Origin of the sequence: Rhodococcus sp. Q1 (genome assembly GCF_004153645.1) — a bacterium.
In the GTDB taxonomy this organism is placed as follows: domain Bacteria; phylum Actinomycetota; class Actinomycetes; order Mycobacteriales; family Mycobacteriaceae; genus Rhodococcus; species Rhodococcus gordoniae.
The window spans coordinates 800,901-819,020 of the sequence record NZ_SDMJ01000001.1 but is presented as its reverse complement, the minus strand read 5'-3'; the positions used below and the strand labels follow the sequence as shown (position 1 = coordinate 819,020).

General features: G+C 68.1%; 19 protein-coding genes. 12 read left to right on the top strand and 7 right to left on the bottom strand.

Features of this window, described 5'->3' with window-relative positions; translation table 11 throughout:
• Positions 1–68 precede the first annotated feature (68 nt).
• Both EQ874_RS03920 and EQ874_RS03915 read left to right on the top strand, forming a co-directional pair.
• Positions 69–1,604 (top strand): ATP-binding cassette domain-containing protein, encoded by a 1,536-nt coding sequence (locus tag EQ874_RS03920; protein ID WP_129975681.1) that lies wholly within the window; start codon positions 69–71, stop codon positions 1,602–1,604.
• 22 nt (positions 1,605–1,626) lie between these two features.
• Positions 1,627–2,424 carry an alpha/beta hydrolase gene (locus EQ874_RS03915; RefSeq protein ID WP_129975679.1) on the top strand — a complete coding sequence of 266 codons (798 nt, stop codon included), beginning with the start codon at positions 1,627–1,629 and terminating at the stop codon, positions 2,422–2,424.
• Positions 2,425–2,440: 16 nt separating this feature from the next.
• On the opposite strand, the gene EQ874_RS03910 is transcribed toward EQ874_RS03915, so the two are convergent.
• Complete coding sequence (locus EQ874_RS03910; protein ID WP_242496625.1) at positions 2,441–3,271, bottom strand: TetR/AcrR family transcriptional regulator; 831 nt, start codon at positions 3,269–3,271, stop codon at positions 2,441–2,443.
• Between the two features lie 89 nt (positions 3,272–3,360).
• Positions 3,361–4,587 (bottom strand): acyl-CoA dehydrogenase family protein, encoded by a 1,227-nt coding sequence (locus EQ874_RS03905; RefSeq protein WP_129975677.1) that lies wholly within the window; start codon positions 4,585–4,587, stop codon positions 3,361–3,363.
• A 134-nt stretch (positions 4,588–4,721) separates the two neighbouring features.
• Between EQ874_RS03905 and EQ874_RS03900 the strand changes: the two genes are divergently transcribed.
• Positions 4,722–5,840 carry an energy-coupling factor ABC transporter permease gene (locus EQ874_RS03900; protein ID WP_016931594.1) on the top strand — a complete coding sequence of 373 codons (1,119 nt, stop codon included), beginning with the start codon at positions 4,722–4,724 and terminating at the stop codon, positions 5,838–5,840.
• Positions 5,841–5,866: 26 nt separating this feature from the next.
• Here the strand turns inward: EQ874_RS03900 and EQ874_RS03895 are convergent, their stop codons facing one another.
• Complete coding sequence (locus EQ874_RS03895; protein WP_232284639.1) at positions 5,867–6,397, bottom strand: TetR/AcrR family transcriptional regulator; 531 nt, start codon at positions 6,395–6,397, stop codon at positions 5,867–5,869.
• A 351-nt stretch (positions 6,398–6,748) separates the two neighbouring features.
• Here EQ874_RS03895 and EQ874_RS03890 point away from each other — a divergent pair, with 351 nt between their 5' ends.
• The 5 genes from EQ874_RS03890 to EQ874_RS03870 are packed head-to-tail and all read left to right on the top strand — an operon-like array spanning position 6,749 to position 11,024.
• Positions 6,749–7,264 carry a DUF4242 domain-containing protein gene (locus tag EQ874_RS03890; RefSeq protein WP_129975675.1) on the top strand — a complete coding sequence of 172 codons (516 nt, stop codon included), beginning with the start codon at positions 6,749–6,751 and terminating at the stop codon, positions 7,262–7,264.
• 7 nt (positions 7,265–7,271) lie between these two features.
• Positions 7,272–8,321, top strand: a complete 1,050-nt coding sequence (locus EQ874_RS03885) for an acyl-CoA dehydrogenase family protein (RefSeq protein WP_129975673.1) — start codon at positions 7,272–7,274, stop codon at positions 8,319–8,321.
• Positions 8,297–9,037, top strand: coding sequence for an ATP-binding cassette domain-containing protein (locus tag EQ874_RS03880; RefSeq protein ID WP_207213467.1), 741 nt, complete (start codon positions 8,297–8,299; stop codon positions 9,035–9,037). The genes EQ874_RS03885 and EQ874_RS03880 overlap by 25 nt, the downstream gene beginning before the upstream one ends.
• On the top strand, positions 9,034–10,206 hold the full coding sequence (locus EQ874_RS03875) for an ABC transporter substrate-binding protein (RefSeq protein ID WP_016931599.1): 1,173 nt from the start codon (positions 9,034–9,036) through the stop codon (positions 10,204–10,206). The genes EQ874_RS03880 and EQ874_RS03875 overlap by 4 nt, the downstream gene beginning before the upstream one ends.
• Complete coding sequence (locus EQ874_RS03870; RefSeq protein ID WP_016931600.1) at positions 10,203–11,024, top strand: ABC transporter permease; 822 nt, start codon at positions 10,203–10,205, stop codon at positions 11,022–11,024. The genes EQ874_RS03875 and EQ874_RS03870 overlap by 4 nt, the downstream gene beginning before the upstream one ends.
• A 7-nt stretch (positions 11,025–11,031) precedes the next feature.
• On the opposite strand, the gene EQ874_RS03865 is transcribed toward EQ874_RS03870, so the two are convergent.
• The 4 genes from EQ874_RS03865 to EQ874_RS03850 are packed head-to-tail and all read right to left on the bottom strand — an operon-like array spanning position 11,032 to position 14,854.
• Complete coding sequence (locus EQ874_RS03865; RefSeq protein ID WP_129975671.1) at positions 11,032–11,505, bottom strand: nitroreductase family deazaflavin-dependent oxidoreductase; 474 nt, start codon at positions 11,503–11,505, stop codon at positions 11,032–11,034.
• Between the two features lie 4 nt (positions 11,506–11,509).
• Positions 11,510–12,382: an alpha/beta hydrolase gene (locus EQ874_RS03860; RefSeq protein WP_129975669.1), complete on the bottom strand. Its 873-nt coding sequence runs from the start codon at positions 12,380–12,382 to the stop codon at positions 11,510–11,512.
• Entirely contained in the window at positions 12,372–13,013 is a 642-nt protein-coding gene (locus tag EQ874_RS03855) for a TetR/AcrR family transcriptional regulator (RefSeq protein WP_129975667.1), read from the bottom strand. Before EQ874_RS03855 ends, EQ874_RS03860 begins: the two co-directional genes overlap by 11 nt.
• The gene (locus EQ874_RS03850; protein WP_129975665.1) at positions 13,010–14,854 is read right to left on the bottom strand and encodes an amidohydrolase family protein; all 1,845 of its coding nucleotides are present in this window, start codon (positions 14,852–14,854) and stop codon (positions 13,010–13,012) included. The genes EQ874_RS03855 and EQ874_RS03850 overlap by 4 nt, the downstream gene beginning before the upstream one ends.
• Positions 14,855–14,927: 73 nt before the next feature.
• Between EQ874_RS03850 and EQ874_RS03845 the strand changes: the two genes are divergently transcribed.
• From EQ874_RS03845 to EQ874_RS03830, 4 genes are all read left to right on the top strand, one after another.
• The gene (locus tag EQ874_RS03845) at positions 14,928–15,989 is read left to right on the top strand and encodes a D-TA family PLP-dependent enzyme (RefSeq protein ID WP_129975663.1); all 1,062 of its coding nucleotides are present in this window, start codon (positions 14,928–14,930) and stop codon (positions 15,987–15,989) included.
• Positions 15,990–16,072: 83 nt separating this feature from the next.
• Complete coding sequence (locus tag EQ874_RS03840; protein WP_129975661.1) at positions 16,073–16,519, top strand: MaoC family dehydratase N-terminal domain-containing protein; 447 nt, start codon at positions 16,073–16,075, stop codon at positions 16,517–16,519.
• Positions 16,516–16,953, top strand: a complete 438-nt coding sequence (locus EQ874_RS03835; RefSeq protein WP_129975659.1) for a MaoC/PaaZ C-terminal domain-containing protein — start codon at positions 16,516–16,518, stop codon at positions 16,951–16,953. Before EQ874_RS03840 ends, EQ874_RS03835 begins: the two co-directional genes overlap by 4 nt.
• A gap of 56 nt (positions 16,954–17,009) precedes the next feature.
• Positions 17,010–18,119 carry a PQQ-dependent sugar dehydrogenase gene (locus EQ874_RS03830; RefSeq protein ID WP_242496624.1) on the top strand — a complete coding sequence of 370 codons (1,110 nt, stop codon included), beginning with the start codon at positions 17,010–17,012 and terminating at the stop codon, positions 18,117–18,119.
• Position 18,120 lies beyond the last annotated feature (1 nt).

The following is an 18,120-nucleotide window of genomic DNA, read 5'->3' as shown; positions in this document are numbered from 1 at the left end:
CGTTGCTCCTGTGAGCGGTTCCGTCCCCGCGCATTCGCGCAGCCGACCCTCACCCTTCGGGAGCCACCATGTCTTCATCCGGTATCACGCTGTCCGCACTTTCCTACGTCCATCCGGACGGCACCTCCGCCGTACAGGATCTCGATGCCGTCGTCCCGGCCGGGCGGATCGGCCTGGTGGGCCGTAACGGAAGCGGGAAGACCACTCTGCTCCGGTTGATCGCGGGCGAACTCCGCCCGACCTCGGGTTCGTCGACCGTACGGGGGCGGGTCGCCTACCTCCCCCAGGACGTCACGCTCGATCCGGCGGTTCCGGTCGATTCCGTCCTCGGCATCGGCGAGATCCGAAAGTCACTGCGACGCATCGAATCCGGATCGATCGACGATCGGGACTTCGAGATCGTCGGCGACCGGTGGGACATCGAGGACCGCGCGCTCGCGCTCATGCATCGCGTGGGTCTCGACCGGATCCTTTACGGTACCGGCGATTTCGATCGCACCGTCGGTCAGCTCTCCGGCGGAGAGACCGTGCTGCTCGCCTTCACCGCACGCCTGCTCGACGAACCGGACGTGCTGCTGCTCGACGAGCCGACGAACAATCTCGACGCCGACGGCCGTACGCGACTGCAGGACGCGCTCGACCGGTTCCCCGGTACGGTGCTGGTCGCCGGACACGACCGGGAACTGCTCGAGGGGACGGATTCGATCGCCGAACTGCGCAACGGGTCGTTGCGCCTGTTCGGCGGTGGTTTCGGCGAGTACGAACGGATCGTCGCGGAGGAACAGGAGGCGGCGCGGGCCGCGGTGCGGGACGCCCGCAACGACGTGCGGCGCCAGGCACGCGAACTGGCGGCGGCGCACGTCACGATCGCCCGACGGCAACGCTACGGGCAGAAGATGTACGAGCAGAAGCGCGAACCCAAGATCGTCATGGGTGCGCGCAAGCGGCAGGCGCAGGAATCCGCCGGACGCTTCCGCCGCGAGCACGAGGAGGATCTCGGTACGGCGCGGGAGAACCTCGATCGGGCGCAGGACGCCGTACGCGACGACCCGCAGATCCGCATCGACCTGCCCGGAACGGCGGTCCCACCCGGCCGGCGGGTGGCGGACGCACCGCTCGAGATCGTCGGACCGGAGCGGATCGCACTGCGCGGCCCCAACGGGTCGGGCAAGACGACCCTGCTCCACCGCATCGTCGACGCGGGCCCGCTCGTTCCCTTCGCAGTGCTCCCACAGCGCCTCGACATCTTCGACGACGACCGTTCGGTCGCGGAGAACGCCGAGGACCGTGCTCCGCACCTGACTCCGCAACAGGTGCGGGCACGGCTGGCGCGCTTCCTGTTCCGCGGCCGTCACGCCGAGGTGCCCGTGGGCGCGCTGTCGGGCGGCGAACGGTTGCGGGCGGCGCTCGCGATCGTGCTCGCGGCCGATCCCGCCCCGCAGTTGCTCCTGCTGGACGAACCCACCAACAACCTCGACCTGGCCGGCCTCGCGCATCTGACCCAGGCCCTGCGCGCCTACAACGGTGCGCTCGTGGTGGTCTCGCACGACGAGCGATTCCTCGAAGAGGTGCAGGTGGATCGGTCGGTCGAACTCGGCGGGTGAGCCGTTCGGACATACTGCTGGGATGAGCCACGCGACGAACCCCGCCGACGGCACCCGGATCCGGTTCACCACGGCGGGCGCCGAGGATTCACCGGTGGTTCTGCTCGTCCACGGCAGTGCCCTGTCGTCGGCGGTATGGCGCGCATTCGGCTACGTGACGGCGCTCGGTAGGGATTTCCGGCTGGTCATGCCCGATCTGCGTGGGCACGGCCGCAGCGACACCCCTCACGACGAGGACGCCTACGCGATGGACGCGATCGTCGGGGATCTGCTCGCCGTCCTGGACGCAGCAGGAGCCCACCGGGCGCACTACGTCGGCTATTCCTTCGGTGCCCGTGCGGGTCTCGCACTGGCCGTCGCAGCGCCGGAGCGGCTCGCGAGCCTGACCCTGCTCGGTGGGAGTGCCCGGCCCCAGGAGGGGTCGATGGACGCGATGTTCTTCCCCGGCACCGTCGACGTGCTCGAACGCGACGGCATGGACGGTTTCGTCCGTGTCTGGGAGGAACGACGTCGCAGGCCTGTCGATCCCGCGACACGCTCGGCGTTCCTGAAGAACGACGCGCGTGCCCTCGCCGCCTACTTCCGCCGGTCGGATCGGGAACCGGGGATCGACGACGACACACTCGCCGGTATCGACGTGCCCGTCCTCGCCGTCGTCGGGTCGGACGATCGCCTGCGGGTGGAGGACACCCGCGCGTTGTCGCGCACCGTGCCCGGTGCGCGACTCGCGATCCTGCGTGGGGTGGATCATGCCGAGACGGTCTCGGCCGCACTACCTGCGGTCGAGACCTTCCTCTCGGCACACGCCCGCCGGAGCTGACCGGCGCGTTGCCCGGTCAGGCCGGGACGACGACCTGTTCGCGCGGCGCCATCGTCGCGGCAGTCCGGGACTGCGGAGCGATCCGGTGCACCGCCATCGCGGCCTTCTCCTGCGCAGCGCGGGCGACCGTCTGCTGCCGGGCGGCGCCGGAGGCCTCCATCAACAGCGCCGACACTGCCCGTTTCATGACCTCGACGGCTTCCGGCACGGACAGTCGCAGCACGTCCCGCAGCGAGACCCAGGTCGGCCACGTCGTGGACACGCCCAGCAGGTTCTCGATGTCGGCGCGGACGGCGTCGTCGACGCCCTCGAGCTGGTCGGCGAACAGCGCCCTGATCTCGTATCGCGCCCTGTCGAGATAGCGCATGCGGTTGCGTTGCAGCTCGCGCGAGAACGGGGCGCGAATCTCGGACGACCGCGCGAACGGCGCGATGTACTCGAGCAGTTCTGCCCGCTGCCTGCAGTAGGCATCGATCCGTTCGTCGAGCGGCAGCGCCGGATCGATCGGCTCGTAGGCGTCGTCCTGGCGCCGCATCAGTTCGGTTCCGGTTGCGGCGAACAACGTCTCGAGATCGCCGAAGTGTCCCCACAACGATCGCAGGGACACCCCGGCCCGCGACGCGATCTGTGCCCCTGTGGGTTTGAGCTCTCCCGCTCGGATGAGCGCGATATGAGCCTCTATGACGGCCTGCCGGGTACGCTCTGCACGAGCGCTCCGGCCGTCCGTTGTCACCGACGGCTTTTCGCCGCCCTTTCGTTCCGCGTACATCGCTCCCCCGATTTCCGCTCGGATTCCCCTCTGGAACCGGTCGCTCCCCTCGTCGGCGACCGGCATAACTTTGCTCATGGCGAACAATAGTCGACACATCGGGTGAATTGTCATCCCCCGCTCGAGATTTGTCCTTTTTGCGTATTTCGAGCGGTTGCATCCGGAGGTTACTGCGCCAGCAATCCCTTCGCGATATGTGTTACCTGAATTTCGTTACTACCGGCGTAGATCATCAGTGATTTCGCATCCCGGGCGAGTTGTTCGACGCGATATTCGGCCATGTATCCGTTCCCGCCGAACAACTGCACGGCCTCCATCGCCACCTCGGTCGCCGCCCGCGACGAGTACAGCTTCATCGCGGAGGCCTCCGACAGACCCACCGGCTTTCCCGCCTGCGCGCGTTCGATGGCACTGAAGACCATGTTGCGGACGTTCACCCGCGCGATCTCCATCTCGGCGAGCTTGAGCTGGATCAACTGGAACTGCGCGATCTCCTTGCCCCACAGCTTCCGCGACTTCGCATATTCGGTACACAGCTTCAGGCACTGCTCGATGATGCCCAGGGCCAGATAGGCGATACCGATGCGCTCGGCGGCGAACGACTCCCGCGCGCTGTCCTTGCCGTCGCTGCGGCCACCCTCCTCGGTCTCCCCCAGCAACCGGTCGCGGGTCAGGCGCACATTGTCGAAGAACAATTCGCCCGTCGGCGAGGAATTCATGCCCATCTTCTTGAACGGCGGGCTCTGGATGAGTCCCTCCATGCCCTTGTCCAGCACGAATGCGAGCACTTTGCGGTCGCGGCGATCGATCGAGGGATCCCCCTCGTCGAGTTTCGCGTACACGATGATCACATCGGCGTACGGACCGTTGGTGATGAAGGTCTTCTGCCCGTTGAGGATGTAATCCTCCCCGTCGCGGCGCACCGTCGTCTTCATCCCACCGAACGCATCGGAGCCCGAATCGGGTTCGGTGATAGCCCATGCGCCGACCTTCTCGAAGGTCACCAACTCCGGCAACCACCGCTTCTTCTGCGCGAGGGTTCCGCGGCTGCGGATCGTGCCCGCGGTCAGGCCGAGGCTGACGCCGAGCGAGGCGATGAGCCCGAGACTCACCCCGGCGATCTCGATATTGAGCAACGCCGCCATCCCCGGCGACCCGCCGGTTCCACCGGACGATCCCGAAGACTTCTCTCCGCGTTCCTCTTTCGCGAGGGCATGGTCGAGCGACTCCCGGGCCATCTCGTCGATGCCGAAAGTCGCGTACAACTTCCGGATGATGTCGTACGGCGGCAGTTCTCCCGATTCGAGACTGTCGACGTGCGGGCGGATTTCCTTCTCGATGAAACCGCGAAGCGCATCGCGGAACATGAGGTCTGTGTCGGACCACTCGTACATGACGCAAATATAGAACGGGTTTCACTTTTTGCCCAGGCTCCCGTCCCGCCGAGCTCTCGAAAACGCTCCGCCTCCCCCGATGCCGGTACTAGCCTTCGCCGCAGAGCACTCCGTCGGTGGGAGGGACATCGGAGATGGTCGATACGAGTGGGTTCGCCGGCACGGACGTCCTCGCCCTGCACATGGGCGACGGCCTGATCGCCGGCCGCGCATCCGCGTGGTTCTTCGTCATCGCCGTGATCGGGATCAGCATCGCCGCCTGGTACGCGCGCAACGATCTGACCAAGCGGACGGTGCCGACGGCAGCGGCGGTCTGCGCCCTGCTGTTCGCCCTGCAGGTGGTCGACGTACCCGTCCTGCCCGCGGTCAGCGGGCATGTCGTGGGGGGCGCACTCGCGGCGATTCTGCTCGGCCCGTTCGTGGGCGCGGTCGCGCTGACGATCGTCCTGGTGGTGCAGGCCTTCGTCTTCGCCGACGGCGGCCTGTCGGCGTTGGGCGCCAATGTCACCAACATGGTGCTCGTCGCGGTCGCCGCCGGTTTTCTCACCGCCACGGCACTGCGCGCACTGTGTGAACACCGCGGCGTTCGACCGTTCGTCACGCTCGGCCTGGTCTCGTTCGTCGGCGGGTTCGTCTCGGTCCTCGCCGCCGTGACGGGCTTCGTCGTCGAATACGCACTCGGTGGCACCTCCACGGTGCCGGTGTCGAACATCGGATTCCTGTATGCGACCCACGTTCCGGTCGGGGTTGTCGAAGGGCTGGTGACGGCCGCCGTCGTGCTCGCCGTCGCGCGGGTCTCCCCGGAATCGGTCCATCTGACGCGGCTGCCGGTCGATCCTTTCGACGCGAATGCCTCGCCGCCCCCACCGCCGCATCCGCGCGCTCGCGGGACGCTGTTCGTGGGGCTGGCGTTCACCACGCTCGTCGTGGCCGGGATCCTGGCGCCGCTCGCCGTCGACACTCCCGGCGCTCTCGAGGTGGCCACCACGCGCGGTTGCGAGATCGACGCGCTCGCCGAGGCCCTCTCGGGCGACTGCATGGCACGGGAGGTCGAGGAACACCGGCTCGCCGACAGTGCGCTCGCCGACTACACGATCGACGGCCGGCCCGGTTCGACGGGCATTGCCGCGGTGCTGGGAACGCTCGGCACCTTCGTGTTGGCGAGCGTGTGTTTCCGCGCTCTCGTGCCGCGGCCGGCAATCTCCGCGACCACGGAGCGCCGCACACAGCAGCGGAGCAACTCGGCAGGCTGAGTCCACGGGTCGACGCGGACCCCGGGTCAGCGGGGGAGGTGCGTCTCGATGATCGCTGCAGCCATGTCGCGGCCGAGCCGGATCGGTTCGACGGAGTGCTCGAACTTGCTGCCGGACAAGGCACCGTCGTAGATCAGTTGCACGCGCCCGGCCACCACCTCGGATTCGGTCGCCCCGGCGAGATTCAGCAGGTCGACGAGCGTCGAATTCAGCCATTCCCGGTGTGCGAGTACGGGTTCGAGGAGTTCTTGCGGAAACTCCGTCGCGGCGTTGGCGTACTGGCATCCGCGGAAGTTCTTCTTCGGTGCCGACTGCATCGCGAGATCGAAGAAGGTGAGGATCTTCGTGATCGGATCGTCGAGCGGTTCGACGGCGGCGTGCCATCGCCGCCGGTCGCGCCGGTCGAGGTCGTCCAGATACGCCAGCACCAGTGCGTCCTTCGACCCGAACGACGAGTAGAGGCTCGCACGGGCGACGCCCGCCTCGGCGAGGATGCGGTCGATCCCCACCGCACGGATACCGTGCTCGGCGAAGAGCGCGCTCGCGGTGTCGAGCAGACGGGTGGCGGGCGAGGGCTTGGACGGTGCTCGCTCGGCCGCTCCCTTCGGAGTGCCGGTCGCTCGATCCTCGGCAAACGTACGCACGAGCCCAGAGTAACGGACACGGCGCGATAGACAGACCGTTCTATTCACAGTACGGTGGAGCACGTGACACACAGCCTTCTGACTCGACGCCTGCACGTGGATCTCGTGCGGGTGTCGACTGCTGCGTGTTGTCACTCCCCTTTCTGACCGGCCTCGCCCGCGTGTGCCGCATGCCGTAGTCGCCCCCTCGTCCGAAGACGGAACGGCGACCCGCCGTGCCCGGACCGGTCACAGTTCCGATTCCACTTCCCGGAAGGTGACCTCATGTCGCTGTATCTCTACGAACTCGTCCCCACCGAAGGCCGGGCCGAGGCCGCCATCAAGGCCTTCGGCGAGGCTGTCGTCGCCGCCGGCGGCGAACTGATCGAATCGCAGGTCACCACCGGTGGCACGCGCGTGTTCGCGATCGCCGAGTTCGACGCGTGCCGCCCCGCCCAGCTCGAGTCCGCCTCCCTCGACGTCGCGGAGATCGTCGGGCCGAACGAGGTCCGTCTCGTCGGCGCCGAGCTCGATCAGATCAAGGCCACCCGACCCGAGGCCGGTTACCTCGTCGAATGGGACATCCCCGACACGATCGACATGGAGACCTACCTCGCCCGCAAGAAGGCGAACTCGCCGAAGTACGCCGACGTCCCCGAGGTGAGCTTCCTGCGCACCTACGTCCGCGAGGACATGGACAAGTGCCTGTGCTTCTACAACGCCCCCGACGAGGCCGCGGTCGTCCGCGCCCGCGAGGTCGTCAGCACCCCCATCGACCGTCTCCACTCCCTCGAAGGATAAGCACCCGATGACCGCGGCCATTGACCGAACGAGCGAGCACCAGCGCGCGGCGATCGCAGAATTCGTACGCGATCGCGCCGCTGCTCTCGATCGCGGAGAAACCGACATCCGCACCGACATCGCCCGCACGGGCGAGCTGGGCCTGCTCCACAAGGGGCTGGATGGGGAGTGTCTCTCCGAGATGGTCGCGGTCATCGACGAGGTCGCCGCCGCATCGCTCACCGTCGGCTTCTCGCTGTGGGCACAACGCATGGCACTCGAATACATCGATCGCGCACCGCAGTTCCTGCGCGACCGGTATCGGGACGATCTCGCGTCCGGCCGCACGATCGGCGTCACCGCCATGGCCGCGGCCCTCAAGCACCTCGCCGGACTCGGCGAACTTCCCCTCGTCGCCGAGCGGACCGACGACGGGATCACCGTCACCGGACCGATCCATTGGGCGTCCAACGTCTTTCCCGATTCGGTGATCGTCTTCCCGGCCCGCACGGCGGACGGGGATCGCCTCGTCGCCGTGGTCCGCGCCGACACCGACGGCATCACCATCGCGGATTCACCCGAACTGCTCGCGTTGGGTGCCACGGCGTCGACCTCCCTGAAGTTCGACGGTGTGCGGATACCTCGGTCGCACATCCTCACCGAGAACCTCGCCGGCTTCTGCGGCTCGATCCGGCCCACTTTCATGATGCTGCAGACCTCGTTCTGCGTGGGCATCGCACGCGCGTCGCTCACCGAGGCCGCAGGCCGCCTGCACGGACTCGGCGAACAATTCACCGGTGAGTACGAAGAACTCTCGGCCCGATACGACTCGCTGCGCGAACGGCTGTACCGCTTCGCCACCGACCCCGGCGCGATCGCTCCCGCAGAGTTCATCCGTCTGCGCCTCGACGGTTCGGTCGTCGCGGTCGCCGCGACCCGCCTCGAGGCGACGCTGCGCGGCGGTGCCGGATACGCGACGGCGAGCGCCACCAACCGCCGATTCCGTGAGGCGGCCTTCCTGCCCATTCAATCGCCGTCGGAAGGACAGCTGCGGTGGGAACTGTCGCAGTACGAATAACGAACGGGTACAAGAGCTTCGCCGGTCGCCGCGCCCCGGTCCTCCAGGGAGTGGATCTGGACATCGCGACCGGCGAGTTCCTCGTCGTGCTCGGCAGCAGCGGGAGCGGCAAGTCGACGCTGCTGCGGATCGTCGCGGGTCTCGATCACCTCGACCGCGGCTCCGTCGACTGGCCCGACACCGAGGGCGACAATCGTCCGCACACGGGAATGGTCTTCCAGCAGCCCTTCCTGATGCCGTGGCTGACCGTTCGCGAGAACATCGCCTTCGGCGGGCGGTTCGCCGCTCACCGCGAGCGGTTCGACACCACCTACGCCGATTCGCTCCTCGAACGCTTCGGTCTCTCCTCGCTCGCCGGCTACTACCCCGATCAGCTGTCCGGAGGTCAGGCCCAGCGCATCGCCGTCATCCGCGCCGTCGCGGTGCGTCCGCGGCTCCTGTTGCTCGACGAGCCGTTCAGTGCCCTCGACCCGGCCACCCGATCCGACCTGCGGTCGTGGCTCGGCGAACTCGCGCGCGATCTCGGTTTCACGACGGTCCTCGTCACCCACGACATCGACGAGGCGCTCGAACTCGCCGACCGCATCGCACTGTTCGGGAGTTCGGGTGTGGTGCAACAGGAATGGACGCTCGGCGACATGTCGGCACTCGACCGCGATGCTCTGCGCCCGGCGATCCTTGCGCACTACCGCGATTCGTCGCTGTCCACGACATGACCGATCCGGGTCTGTTCAGCCGTCGCACCCTGATGCGCGGTGCGCTCGGGCTTGCGGCTGCCGGTGGTGTCGCGGGGGTCGTCGACCTCGCGCGCACCGCGACCGCCGACCGCACCAACCGCACGGGACGGCTGCGCATCGGCTACCTCCCGATCACCGACGCCGCACCGCTGCTCGTCGCGCACGGGTCGAGCCTGTATCCCGCCGGTGTGGTCGATGCGGCGAAGCCGGTGCTCTTCCGCAGCTGGGCGTCGCTCGCCGAGGCGTTCGTCAGCCGCCGCGTCGACGTCGTGCACCTGCTCATGCCCATGGCGGTCCAGTTGCGGTACAGCCTGGGCAGTTCCGTGCGGATCCTCGGCTGGAACCACACCAACGGCTCGGCGCTGACGGTCGCGCCGCACATCACCGACCTCAGCGATCTCGCCGGGCAGCAGGTGGCGATCCCGTTCTGGTGGTCGATCCACAACATCGCCCTGCAGCAGCTGTTGCGGGCGCACGGATTGACACCGGTCGTGCGGGAGGCGCCGTCGAAGTCCGCCCGCACCGTCGGACTCGTCGTCATGGGACCGTCCGACATGATCCCGGCCCTGGCGAACGGGTCCATCGCCGCGTTCACCGTCGCCGATCCGTTCAACGCCGCCGCCGAGGTCCGCGGGGTGGGCCGGATCCACCGGTTCCTCGGCGACGTCTGGCGCGACCATGCGTGCTGCGCTCTGCTCGTGCACGAGGATCTGATCGAACGCGACCCCGTCGCCGTCCAGGCCCTCACCGACTCGGTGGTCTCCGCCCAGGTGCAGATCGGTGCCGACCGTCGGGCCGCCGCCGCGATGCTGTCCTCCGGTTATCTGCCGCAGCCGCTGCCCGCGATCACCGAGGCGCTCACCTATCCCGACCGCGAGGCCGGCACTGTGCACCCGCAGTGGCAGCCGCAGCGTATCGGGTACCAACCGTTCCCGTTCCCGAGTTTCACCGCGGCGCTGATCGAGGCGATGCACGACACCGTCGTCGACGGCGACACGCGTTTCCTGTCGCGTCTCGATCCTGCGACCGTGCACGGCGATCTCGTCGACGACCGGTTCGTCCGCACGTCCCTCACCCGCGTCGACGGCACCGATGCCTTCGGCCTTCCCACCGATCTCACCCGCACCGAGGAGGTCGATCCTTCGTGAGCGCCCCGACCCGCACGGCGCCGGAAGCCGCCCGCACCGCCCGGCGGTTGCCGTTCGTCCCCCAGGCCGTCGCCATCGTCATCGCCGTCGCTCTGTGGTGGTTCGTCACGACGGTGCTCGTCGCACCGGATTCGCTCGTGCGGGAGTTCGCCCCGCAGTACGTCTTCCCGGCGATCGTGGATCTGCTCGCGCGCGGTGTCCTGCTGCCCGACGCTCTCGCGAGCCTGTGGCGCCTGCTGGTGGGTCTGCTGATCGCCGCCACGCTCGGCATTCCGCTCGGGCTGTTGATCGGACTCAACCCGCTGGTCGAGCGCGCAACGATGCCCATCATGCAGTTCCTGCGGATGATCTCGCCGCTGTCCTGGGCGCCGATCGCGGTGGCGCTGTTCGGTATCGGGCACCAGCCGGTCTTCTTCCTCATCGCCGCCGCGGCGATCTGGCCGATCGTCATCAACACGGCGGCCGGCGTGCACGGCATCGACCAGGGTTATCCGATGGTCGCCCGCTCGTTCGGCGCGACGCGTCTCGAACTGCTCACCACCGTCGTGCTGCCCGCCATCCGCGCGCAAGTGCAGACCGGTCTGCGGGTCGGTCTCGGCATCGCCTGGGTCGTGCTCGTCCCCGCCGAGATGCTCGGTGTGCGTTCCGGTCTGGGCTATCAGATCCTCAACGCCCGCGACCAGCTCGCCTACGACCAGGTCATGGCCGTGATCGTCGTGATCGGTTTCCTCGGTTTCTGGCTCGACTGGGCGGCGCGGCACCTGTTGCGCGAACGGCGCAGACCGGTGAGCGTGGAGGAAGCCGACCGCCCCTTCTGATCCCGGATCAGGATCCGAACGGCGTCAGAACGAACACGGGGAGCACCCGGTCGGTGCGCTTCGCGTACAGCGCGTAGTTCGGCCACGTCCGCAGCAGCACCTGCCACAGCCGCTCGCGTTCCTCACCTTCCGCGACCCGCACCGACACCGCATGTTCGTGCCCGTCGTACAGCACCTCGGCCCGGTCGGCCGCGCGCAGGTTGACCGCCCAGGCCGGCGCTTTCGGGTGCCCCCAGTTCGACCCCACCACGAGCCATTTCTCCTCGTGCGGCACACACAACAGGGGGGTGGAACGCGGTTCGCCGGTCTTGCGGCCTTTCACGGTGAGGACGAGAGACGGCAATCCCGCGATCGCGAGCAGTGTCACCCTGCCGCGGGTGACGCGCTGGATGGTCTTGTCCACCCCGATGATCGGCCGTGAATACCGTGGCAACCACGGCAACGCTCCGATACGGACAGCGACCGGTCGGAGCAGATTCATGCGGCTATCTCCCCCAGGATCCCAGCAGCGTGCGTGCTGCAGCGACGACGGCGAGCGGTTGATCGATCATCGGATGGTGCCCCGAGGCCGGAAGATCGATCAGAAGTGCATCCGGGCCCAGATTGTCGACGATCCGCCCGTAGAGCGCATCGTCGATGATGCCGCGTTCGCAACGGAAGTAGGCGACAGCACATCCCGGGTTCATCACCTCGAGGCTACGGCGTCCCTCGCGGCCCATCCGGAGATTGTCGAATTTCCACGACCAGCCCCCGTCCACCTGCTTCAGTGCCCCGCGGGCGATGTGCTCGAGCACGTAGGGTTCGGCGTCGTCCTGCGGCGGCACGAGACGGAACCTCGCGACGGCGTCCTCCACCGCGGCGTACACCTTCGGCGGCCTCGCGCTCGCGACGGCCTTCGCACGCATCTCGAGTTCCTCGGGCGTCATGTCGCGGATCGGCGAGTCGATGATCACCACGCCCGTGAGCCTGTCGCCGTACAGGTGCGAGGCCGCGAACGACACGATCCCACCCATGCTGTGGCCGATCAGGACCGGCGGGCCGCTGATCCCGCCGGCTTCGGCCGCCGCGAGGACCTCCTCGGTCCACGCTTCCAGGGTGTAGTGCTCGCGGTGGTCACTGTCGCCGTGACCGCTCAGGTCGAGTGCGACGACGCGCCGACCGGCCGCGAGCTGCGGGCCGATATGGTCCCACCATCCCGAATGCGCCATACCGCCGTGCACCAGCACGACGCCTTCCCGGCCGGATTCGCCCCACGCCCGGTAGGCGATGGCCGCACCGGCTACCTCGACCTTCCCCGTCTCGACGGGCGCAGCGAGGGCGTCGACGAACCACCGAGGAGCAGATCCATTAGTGCTCATCATCCGAACCTATGTCAGATGTGACGAGCGTCAGCATTCGGGCCACGAGGTCGATCCGTCGCTCCTCGAGTTCAGGCTGCGGATGCACCGTCGACGCGAGTGCCTCGCCGTCGAACATGTGGACGAGCGAGAGCAGGAGGGTGTCGAAGACGTCGGACGGGAACCGTGCCGCGACCGGCAGCGACCTGCCGAAATCCACGATTTGGGCGTGGTATCGCTCCGCCATCGGTGCCAGGTGGTCGCGCAGCGCCGCATCGGTGCGTGCAGCACCGAGCAGTTCGTACCAGGCGGCGTTCATCGGTGCCCGGCACGCGGTGCGCAGCAGTTCGAGGCACACCCGCACCGATTCGACGGCGTCCGCCCGCTCGTCACCGAGCGCCGCGAGTCCCGCCTGGAAGTTCGCGAACTGTCGTTCCCGGACGGCGTCGGCCGCCGCGATCATCAGGTCCAGCCGGGTCGGGAAATGCCGGAACACCCCACCGGACGACACCCCCGAGCGCCGGCACACCTCGCCGATCGTGGTCGCGGTGTAGCCGAGCTCGGCGAGAGAGGCGATGGTCGCGTCGAGGATGCGACCGATCGTCTGCTCCCTGCGCTCCTGCTGGGTACGGCGTACGGCGGGTGCACTCACGCGACGGGCTCGCCCGCCGGGGTGCGGATCGGCGCGGGTCCCCGCTCTTCCACCCCTGCGCGCAGGAACCGGCCGGTGCCGACGGTGCGTCCGTAACCGGGCACGAACCTGCCGTCACGGAAGACCACCCGGCCGGCGACCGCCGTCGCCGCCACCGCGCGATCGTTGCGGTTGACCATGCGACGGATTCCGCCGAACTCCGCGAGCGGCGACTCGTGATAGGCATCGACGTCGGCGTTCAGTCCGGCAGGATCGACGACGACGAAGTCGGCACGATCCCCCACCCGCAGGTAACCGGCGTCGATTCCGTAGAAGTCGCCCAGTTCGCCGGTGAGTTTGCGGACGGCCTCGGGCAGCGTCAGGAACGGCCTGCCCTTCTTCCCGGCGTCGTGGACGCCCTTCTTCTCCGCGTCGTGGACGCGGCGGAGCAGGCAGATCGCGAAGTTGTAGAAGGCCATGTTCCGCAGGTGGGCGCCGGCATCCGAGAATCCGACGGTGACACCGGGCGTACGGATGAGCCGGTCCGCAACTTTCGCGCGGTCGTTGGCGATCACGGTGTGCCACCGGAACTTCCGTCCGTACTCGACGACGAGGTCGAGGAAGGTGTCGACCGGGTGCAGTCTCCTCTCGCGCGCGACGTCGCCGATCGACCGGCCGACGAGCGAGGCGTCGGGGCATTCGACGATCCGGGTGTCGTCGAAGTCGCGGTGCCACACCCGGGGTGAGAACTTCTTCTCGAAGTCCTGCCGGAACCAGCGGCGGTAGGCCTCGTCGCTCAGCAGGTCGTTGCGGGCGAGTTCGTCCTGCAGATGCAGTGCGGCACGGCCCGATCCGAACTCTTCGAAGACGACGAGGTCGATGCCGTCGGAGTACACCTCGAAGGTCGTGGGCAGGTGCTGCCAGCGGAAGGCACCCTTGCCGATCCGGTTGGCCGCGAACGCGATCGGCCCGAAGATGCGGTTGACCCACCGTTCGGCCTTGGTGTCGGCCGCGGCGAGCACCGACGTTTTCATCGGCTTGCGTCCGATGCCGGTGCTGGCGAGGGCGAAGAAGGCGACGTCGTACTTGGTGTTCAGGTTCGGCACGGCCTGCAGGGTGCGACCGCGCCGACGCAGAATCTTGTGCAGGCGGCGGAATTCCGACCACGACGCATGGGTCGACGGCAGGGTGCGCGAACGGTAGCGGTCGCCGTCCATCTTGTCCCACGGGTTCGTCATCGTGGACACGCCGAGGAAGCCCGCGTCGAGGGCGTCCTCGACCCGCGCGTCGATGTCGGCGAGTTCGGCGCGGGTCGGCCGGTTCGCCGCCTCCGTGGAGCGCCCGAGTCCCATCACCGACGCCCGGATATCCGAATGCCCGACGAAGGCGGTCACGTTCGGCCCGAGCGGCAACGTGTTCAGCGCCTCGATGTACTCGCGGGGCGTCCTCCAGGTCCGGGACTTCTCGAGTGCCGAGAGGACGTGCTCGCGCGGGAGCGCTTCGACGCGGCTGAACAGGTCGGCGGCGTCGACCGGCGGCACGAACACCGTCGAGATCGAGCAGTTGCCCATGAGCACGGTCGTGACACCGTGCCGCACCGATTCGGGCAGGCCCGGACCCACGAGCACTTCGGCGTCGTAGTGGGTGTGGGTGTCGACGAAGCCGGGCATCACCCAGCGTCCGTGCGCGTCGATCACCTCGGTGTCCGGTCCGGCCGGCAGGTCGTCGGGAGTCGCGGTGACGACGACACCGTCGCGGATGCCGAGGTTACGGATGACGCCCGGCGCACCCGTCCCGTCGAACCAGAGACCACCCCGGACGATGACGTCGAAATCCCCAGAATTGTGACCCGCACCACTCATGGGGGGGAGGGTAACACGAAAAAGAGGTCGTGCACTCTCCAAATGTCCGGTCCCGAACGTCTACGGTTCGGCCATGGATCTCGACACCACTCCGACACTGCTCGTCGACCGCGACATCCTCGATCGCAACCTCGCGCGCATGGCGGAATCCGCCCGCGCCAGGGGCCTGTCGCTGCGACCGCATGCGAAGACGCACAAGTGCGTCGAGATCGCGCGTCGCCAACTCGATGCCGGAGCCCGCGGCCTGACCGTCGCGACCGTCTCCGAGGCCGAAGTCTTCGCAGATGCGGGTTTCGACGATCTGTTCGTCGCGTATCCGCTGTGGGTCGACGCGGCTCGCGGTGCCCGCTTGCACGCGCTGGCCGGTCGGGTGCGGCTCACCGTCGGGATCGACTCCGAGACCGGCGCCCGGCAGCTCGTAGAACACGCCGGCACGACGATCGGGGTACTGATCGAGATCGACAGCGGTCACCACCGCACGGGCGTGCTGCCCGAGCAGACCGGAACCGTGGCACAGGCGGCTCACGAGGCGGGTCTCGACGTACGCGGTGTCTTCACCTTCCCCGGCCACTCGTACGCACCCGACGCGCCGGGCAGCGCCGCCCGGGAGGAGGCCGGCGCACTGGCAACCGCCGCCGCGTCGCTCCGCGCTGCCGGAATCGAGCCGTCCGTGATCAGCGGTGGCTCCTCCCCTACGGCGCTACTCGAGGTACCCACGGTCGCAACCGAATTGCGCCCCGGCGTGTACGTCTTCGGTGATGCGCAGCAACTCGAACTCGGGGCGGTGAGCGAAACGGACATCGCGCTGACCGTCCTTGCCACCGTCGTCTCGGCTCGCGACGAGATCGTCGTCCTCGATGCGGGTTCGAAGGTGCTCGGCGCCGATCGGGCCGCCTGGGCCACCGGGTACGGACGCATCCTCGGCGAGCCCGAGGCCCGGATCACCGCGTTGTCGGAGCATCACGCGACGGTGCAGTGGCCGAACCCGTCCACCCGCCCTGATCTGGGGCAGAGGGTGCAGGTGATTCCCAATCACGTGTGCAATGCCGTCAATCTCGCGGACGAGTTGATCACGGTCTCCGGTGGCACGGTGGTCGAGCGATGGAAGGTCGCGGCACGAGGGTGCAACACGTGATTCCGGGGCGGTCCCCACACGATCACCTCGTGTAGGTCACGAACACGACACCGATCCGCCTCGCACGCCGTTAGGCTGCGTTGATGCCGCTGAACGCCGACCTCGCCGGACGCATTTTTCCGCCGACGTCCTATCTCGTCGGCCGGGAGAAGATCCGGGAGTTCGCCCGCGCCGTCCGATCGACGCATCCGATTCATCTCGCCCCGGAGGCAGCCCGAGCCGCCGGCTTCACCGATGTCGTGGCTCCCACGACCTTCACCACCGTCGTCCAGAGCCCTTCGGTGACGCAGCTTCTGGAGTCGCCGGGTACCGGTCTCGAGCTGCACCGGGTGGTGCACGGATCGGAGAAGGTCGAGCACCGGCGCCCGATCGTGGCCGGCGACGATCTCACCACGACGCTCACCATCACGGAGGTCACCGAACGCGCCGGCAGCCACATCCTGTCCACGGTCTGCGAGATCCGGGACCATACGGGCGATCCGGTCGCGGTGGTCACTTCGACATTGCTTCACCGAGGAGACGACGCATGACACTCGGCACCGCACGACGATTCGACGAGCTCGAGGCCGGTGCGATCATCGCGAAGACCGAGCTGACGGTGACCCGCAACGACCTGGTTCGCTACGCCGGAGCCTCGGGCGACTTCAACCCGATCCACTACGACGACGCCGTCGCTGCCGGTGAGGGGCTCCCCGGCGTGCTCTGTCAGGGAATGCTCACCGCAGCCCTCGCCCTGCAGACCGTCACGGAGTGGCTCGGGGATCCCACCGCGGTCGTCTCCTACGAGACACGGTTCACGCGCCCCGTGGTGGTCGACCCGATGCACGGTGCCGTCCTGTCGGTGTCTGCGAAGGTCGGCCACCTCGACGAGGCGGAGCGCACCGCACGCATCGATATCACGGTATCCGTCGACGACAGGCGGGTGCTCGGCAGGACCCAGGTCCGGCTCACGTTCTCGTCCTGACGCCGAGCACCGGGAATTCGCCGGCGGAACGGACCTCGGCAAGAGAGGATCGACCCATGCCACGGACACTTCTCGCGAGCTTGGTCGCCGCAGCAACAGCCGTGCATCTCGGGGCATGCGCGTCCCCGTCGAGTCCGTCCGTCGACGAGGGCACCGCCCGGGTGAGCCGTACCGTCACCGAGCCCTCGACGCCCGGGACGGGTACTCCGCGCGTGACCGGCACCGTCGCGTCCGGTCTCGACACTCCGTGGGGAGTTGCTTTTCTTCCCGGTGGTTCTGCACTGGTGACCGAGCGCGACACCGGCCGGATCGTCGAGATCAGCGAGGGCGCGACCCGCGAGGTGGGCCGCATCGACGACACGCTCGCACAGGGCGAATCGGGACTGCTGGGGATCGCGGTCTCCCCGGCCTTCGGCAACGACCGATTCGTGTACCTGTATGTCACCACAGACAGCGACAACCGGGTACTGCGCACCACCTTCGACGGCACCGCCCTCGCGGAACCGGAGGTGATCCTCGACGGCATCCCGGCCGGCCGGATCCACGACGGCGGGCGGATGATCTTCGGCCCCGACGGGATGCTGTACGTCGCCACCGGCGAAGCGGGCGAGCGCGAACTCGCCCAGGATCCGGAATCGCTGGGCGGCAAGATTCTTCGCATCACCGGCGACGGCGAGCCGGCACCCGGCAACCCCGATCCGGCGTCGCCGGTGTACTCGCTCGGCCACCGCAACGTGCAGGGACTCGCGTTCGACGACCGGGGACGGTTGTGGGCGTCGGAGTTCGGGCAGAACGACGTCGACGAGTTGAATCTCGTGACGGCCGGAGCGAACTACGGCTGGCCCGAGATCGAGGGAATGGGTGGCTCCGACGAATTCGTCGACCCGGTACTCACCTGGCCGGTCTCGGAAGCATCCCCGTCCGGGCTGGCGTGGTTCGACGGCAGTCTGTGGATGGCGGGTCTGCGGGGAGAACGGTTGTGGCGGATCGGCGTCGGAGACGACGGGGCAGAGACCGTCACCAGCCTTCTCCGCGGTGAATACGGGAGGCTGCGGACCGTCGTCGCCGCGCCGGACGGTTCTCTGTGGCTGACGACGTCCAACCGGGACGGTCGCGGCAGCCCGGCCGACGACGACGATCGCATCCTCCGGATCGACATTCCCTGAC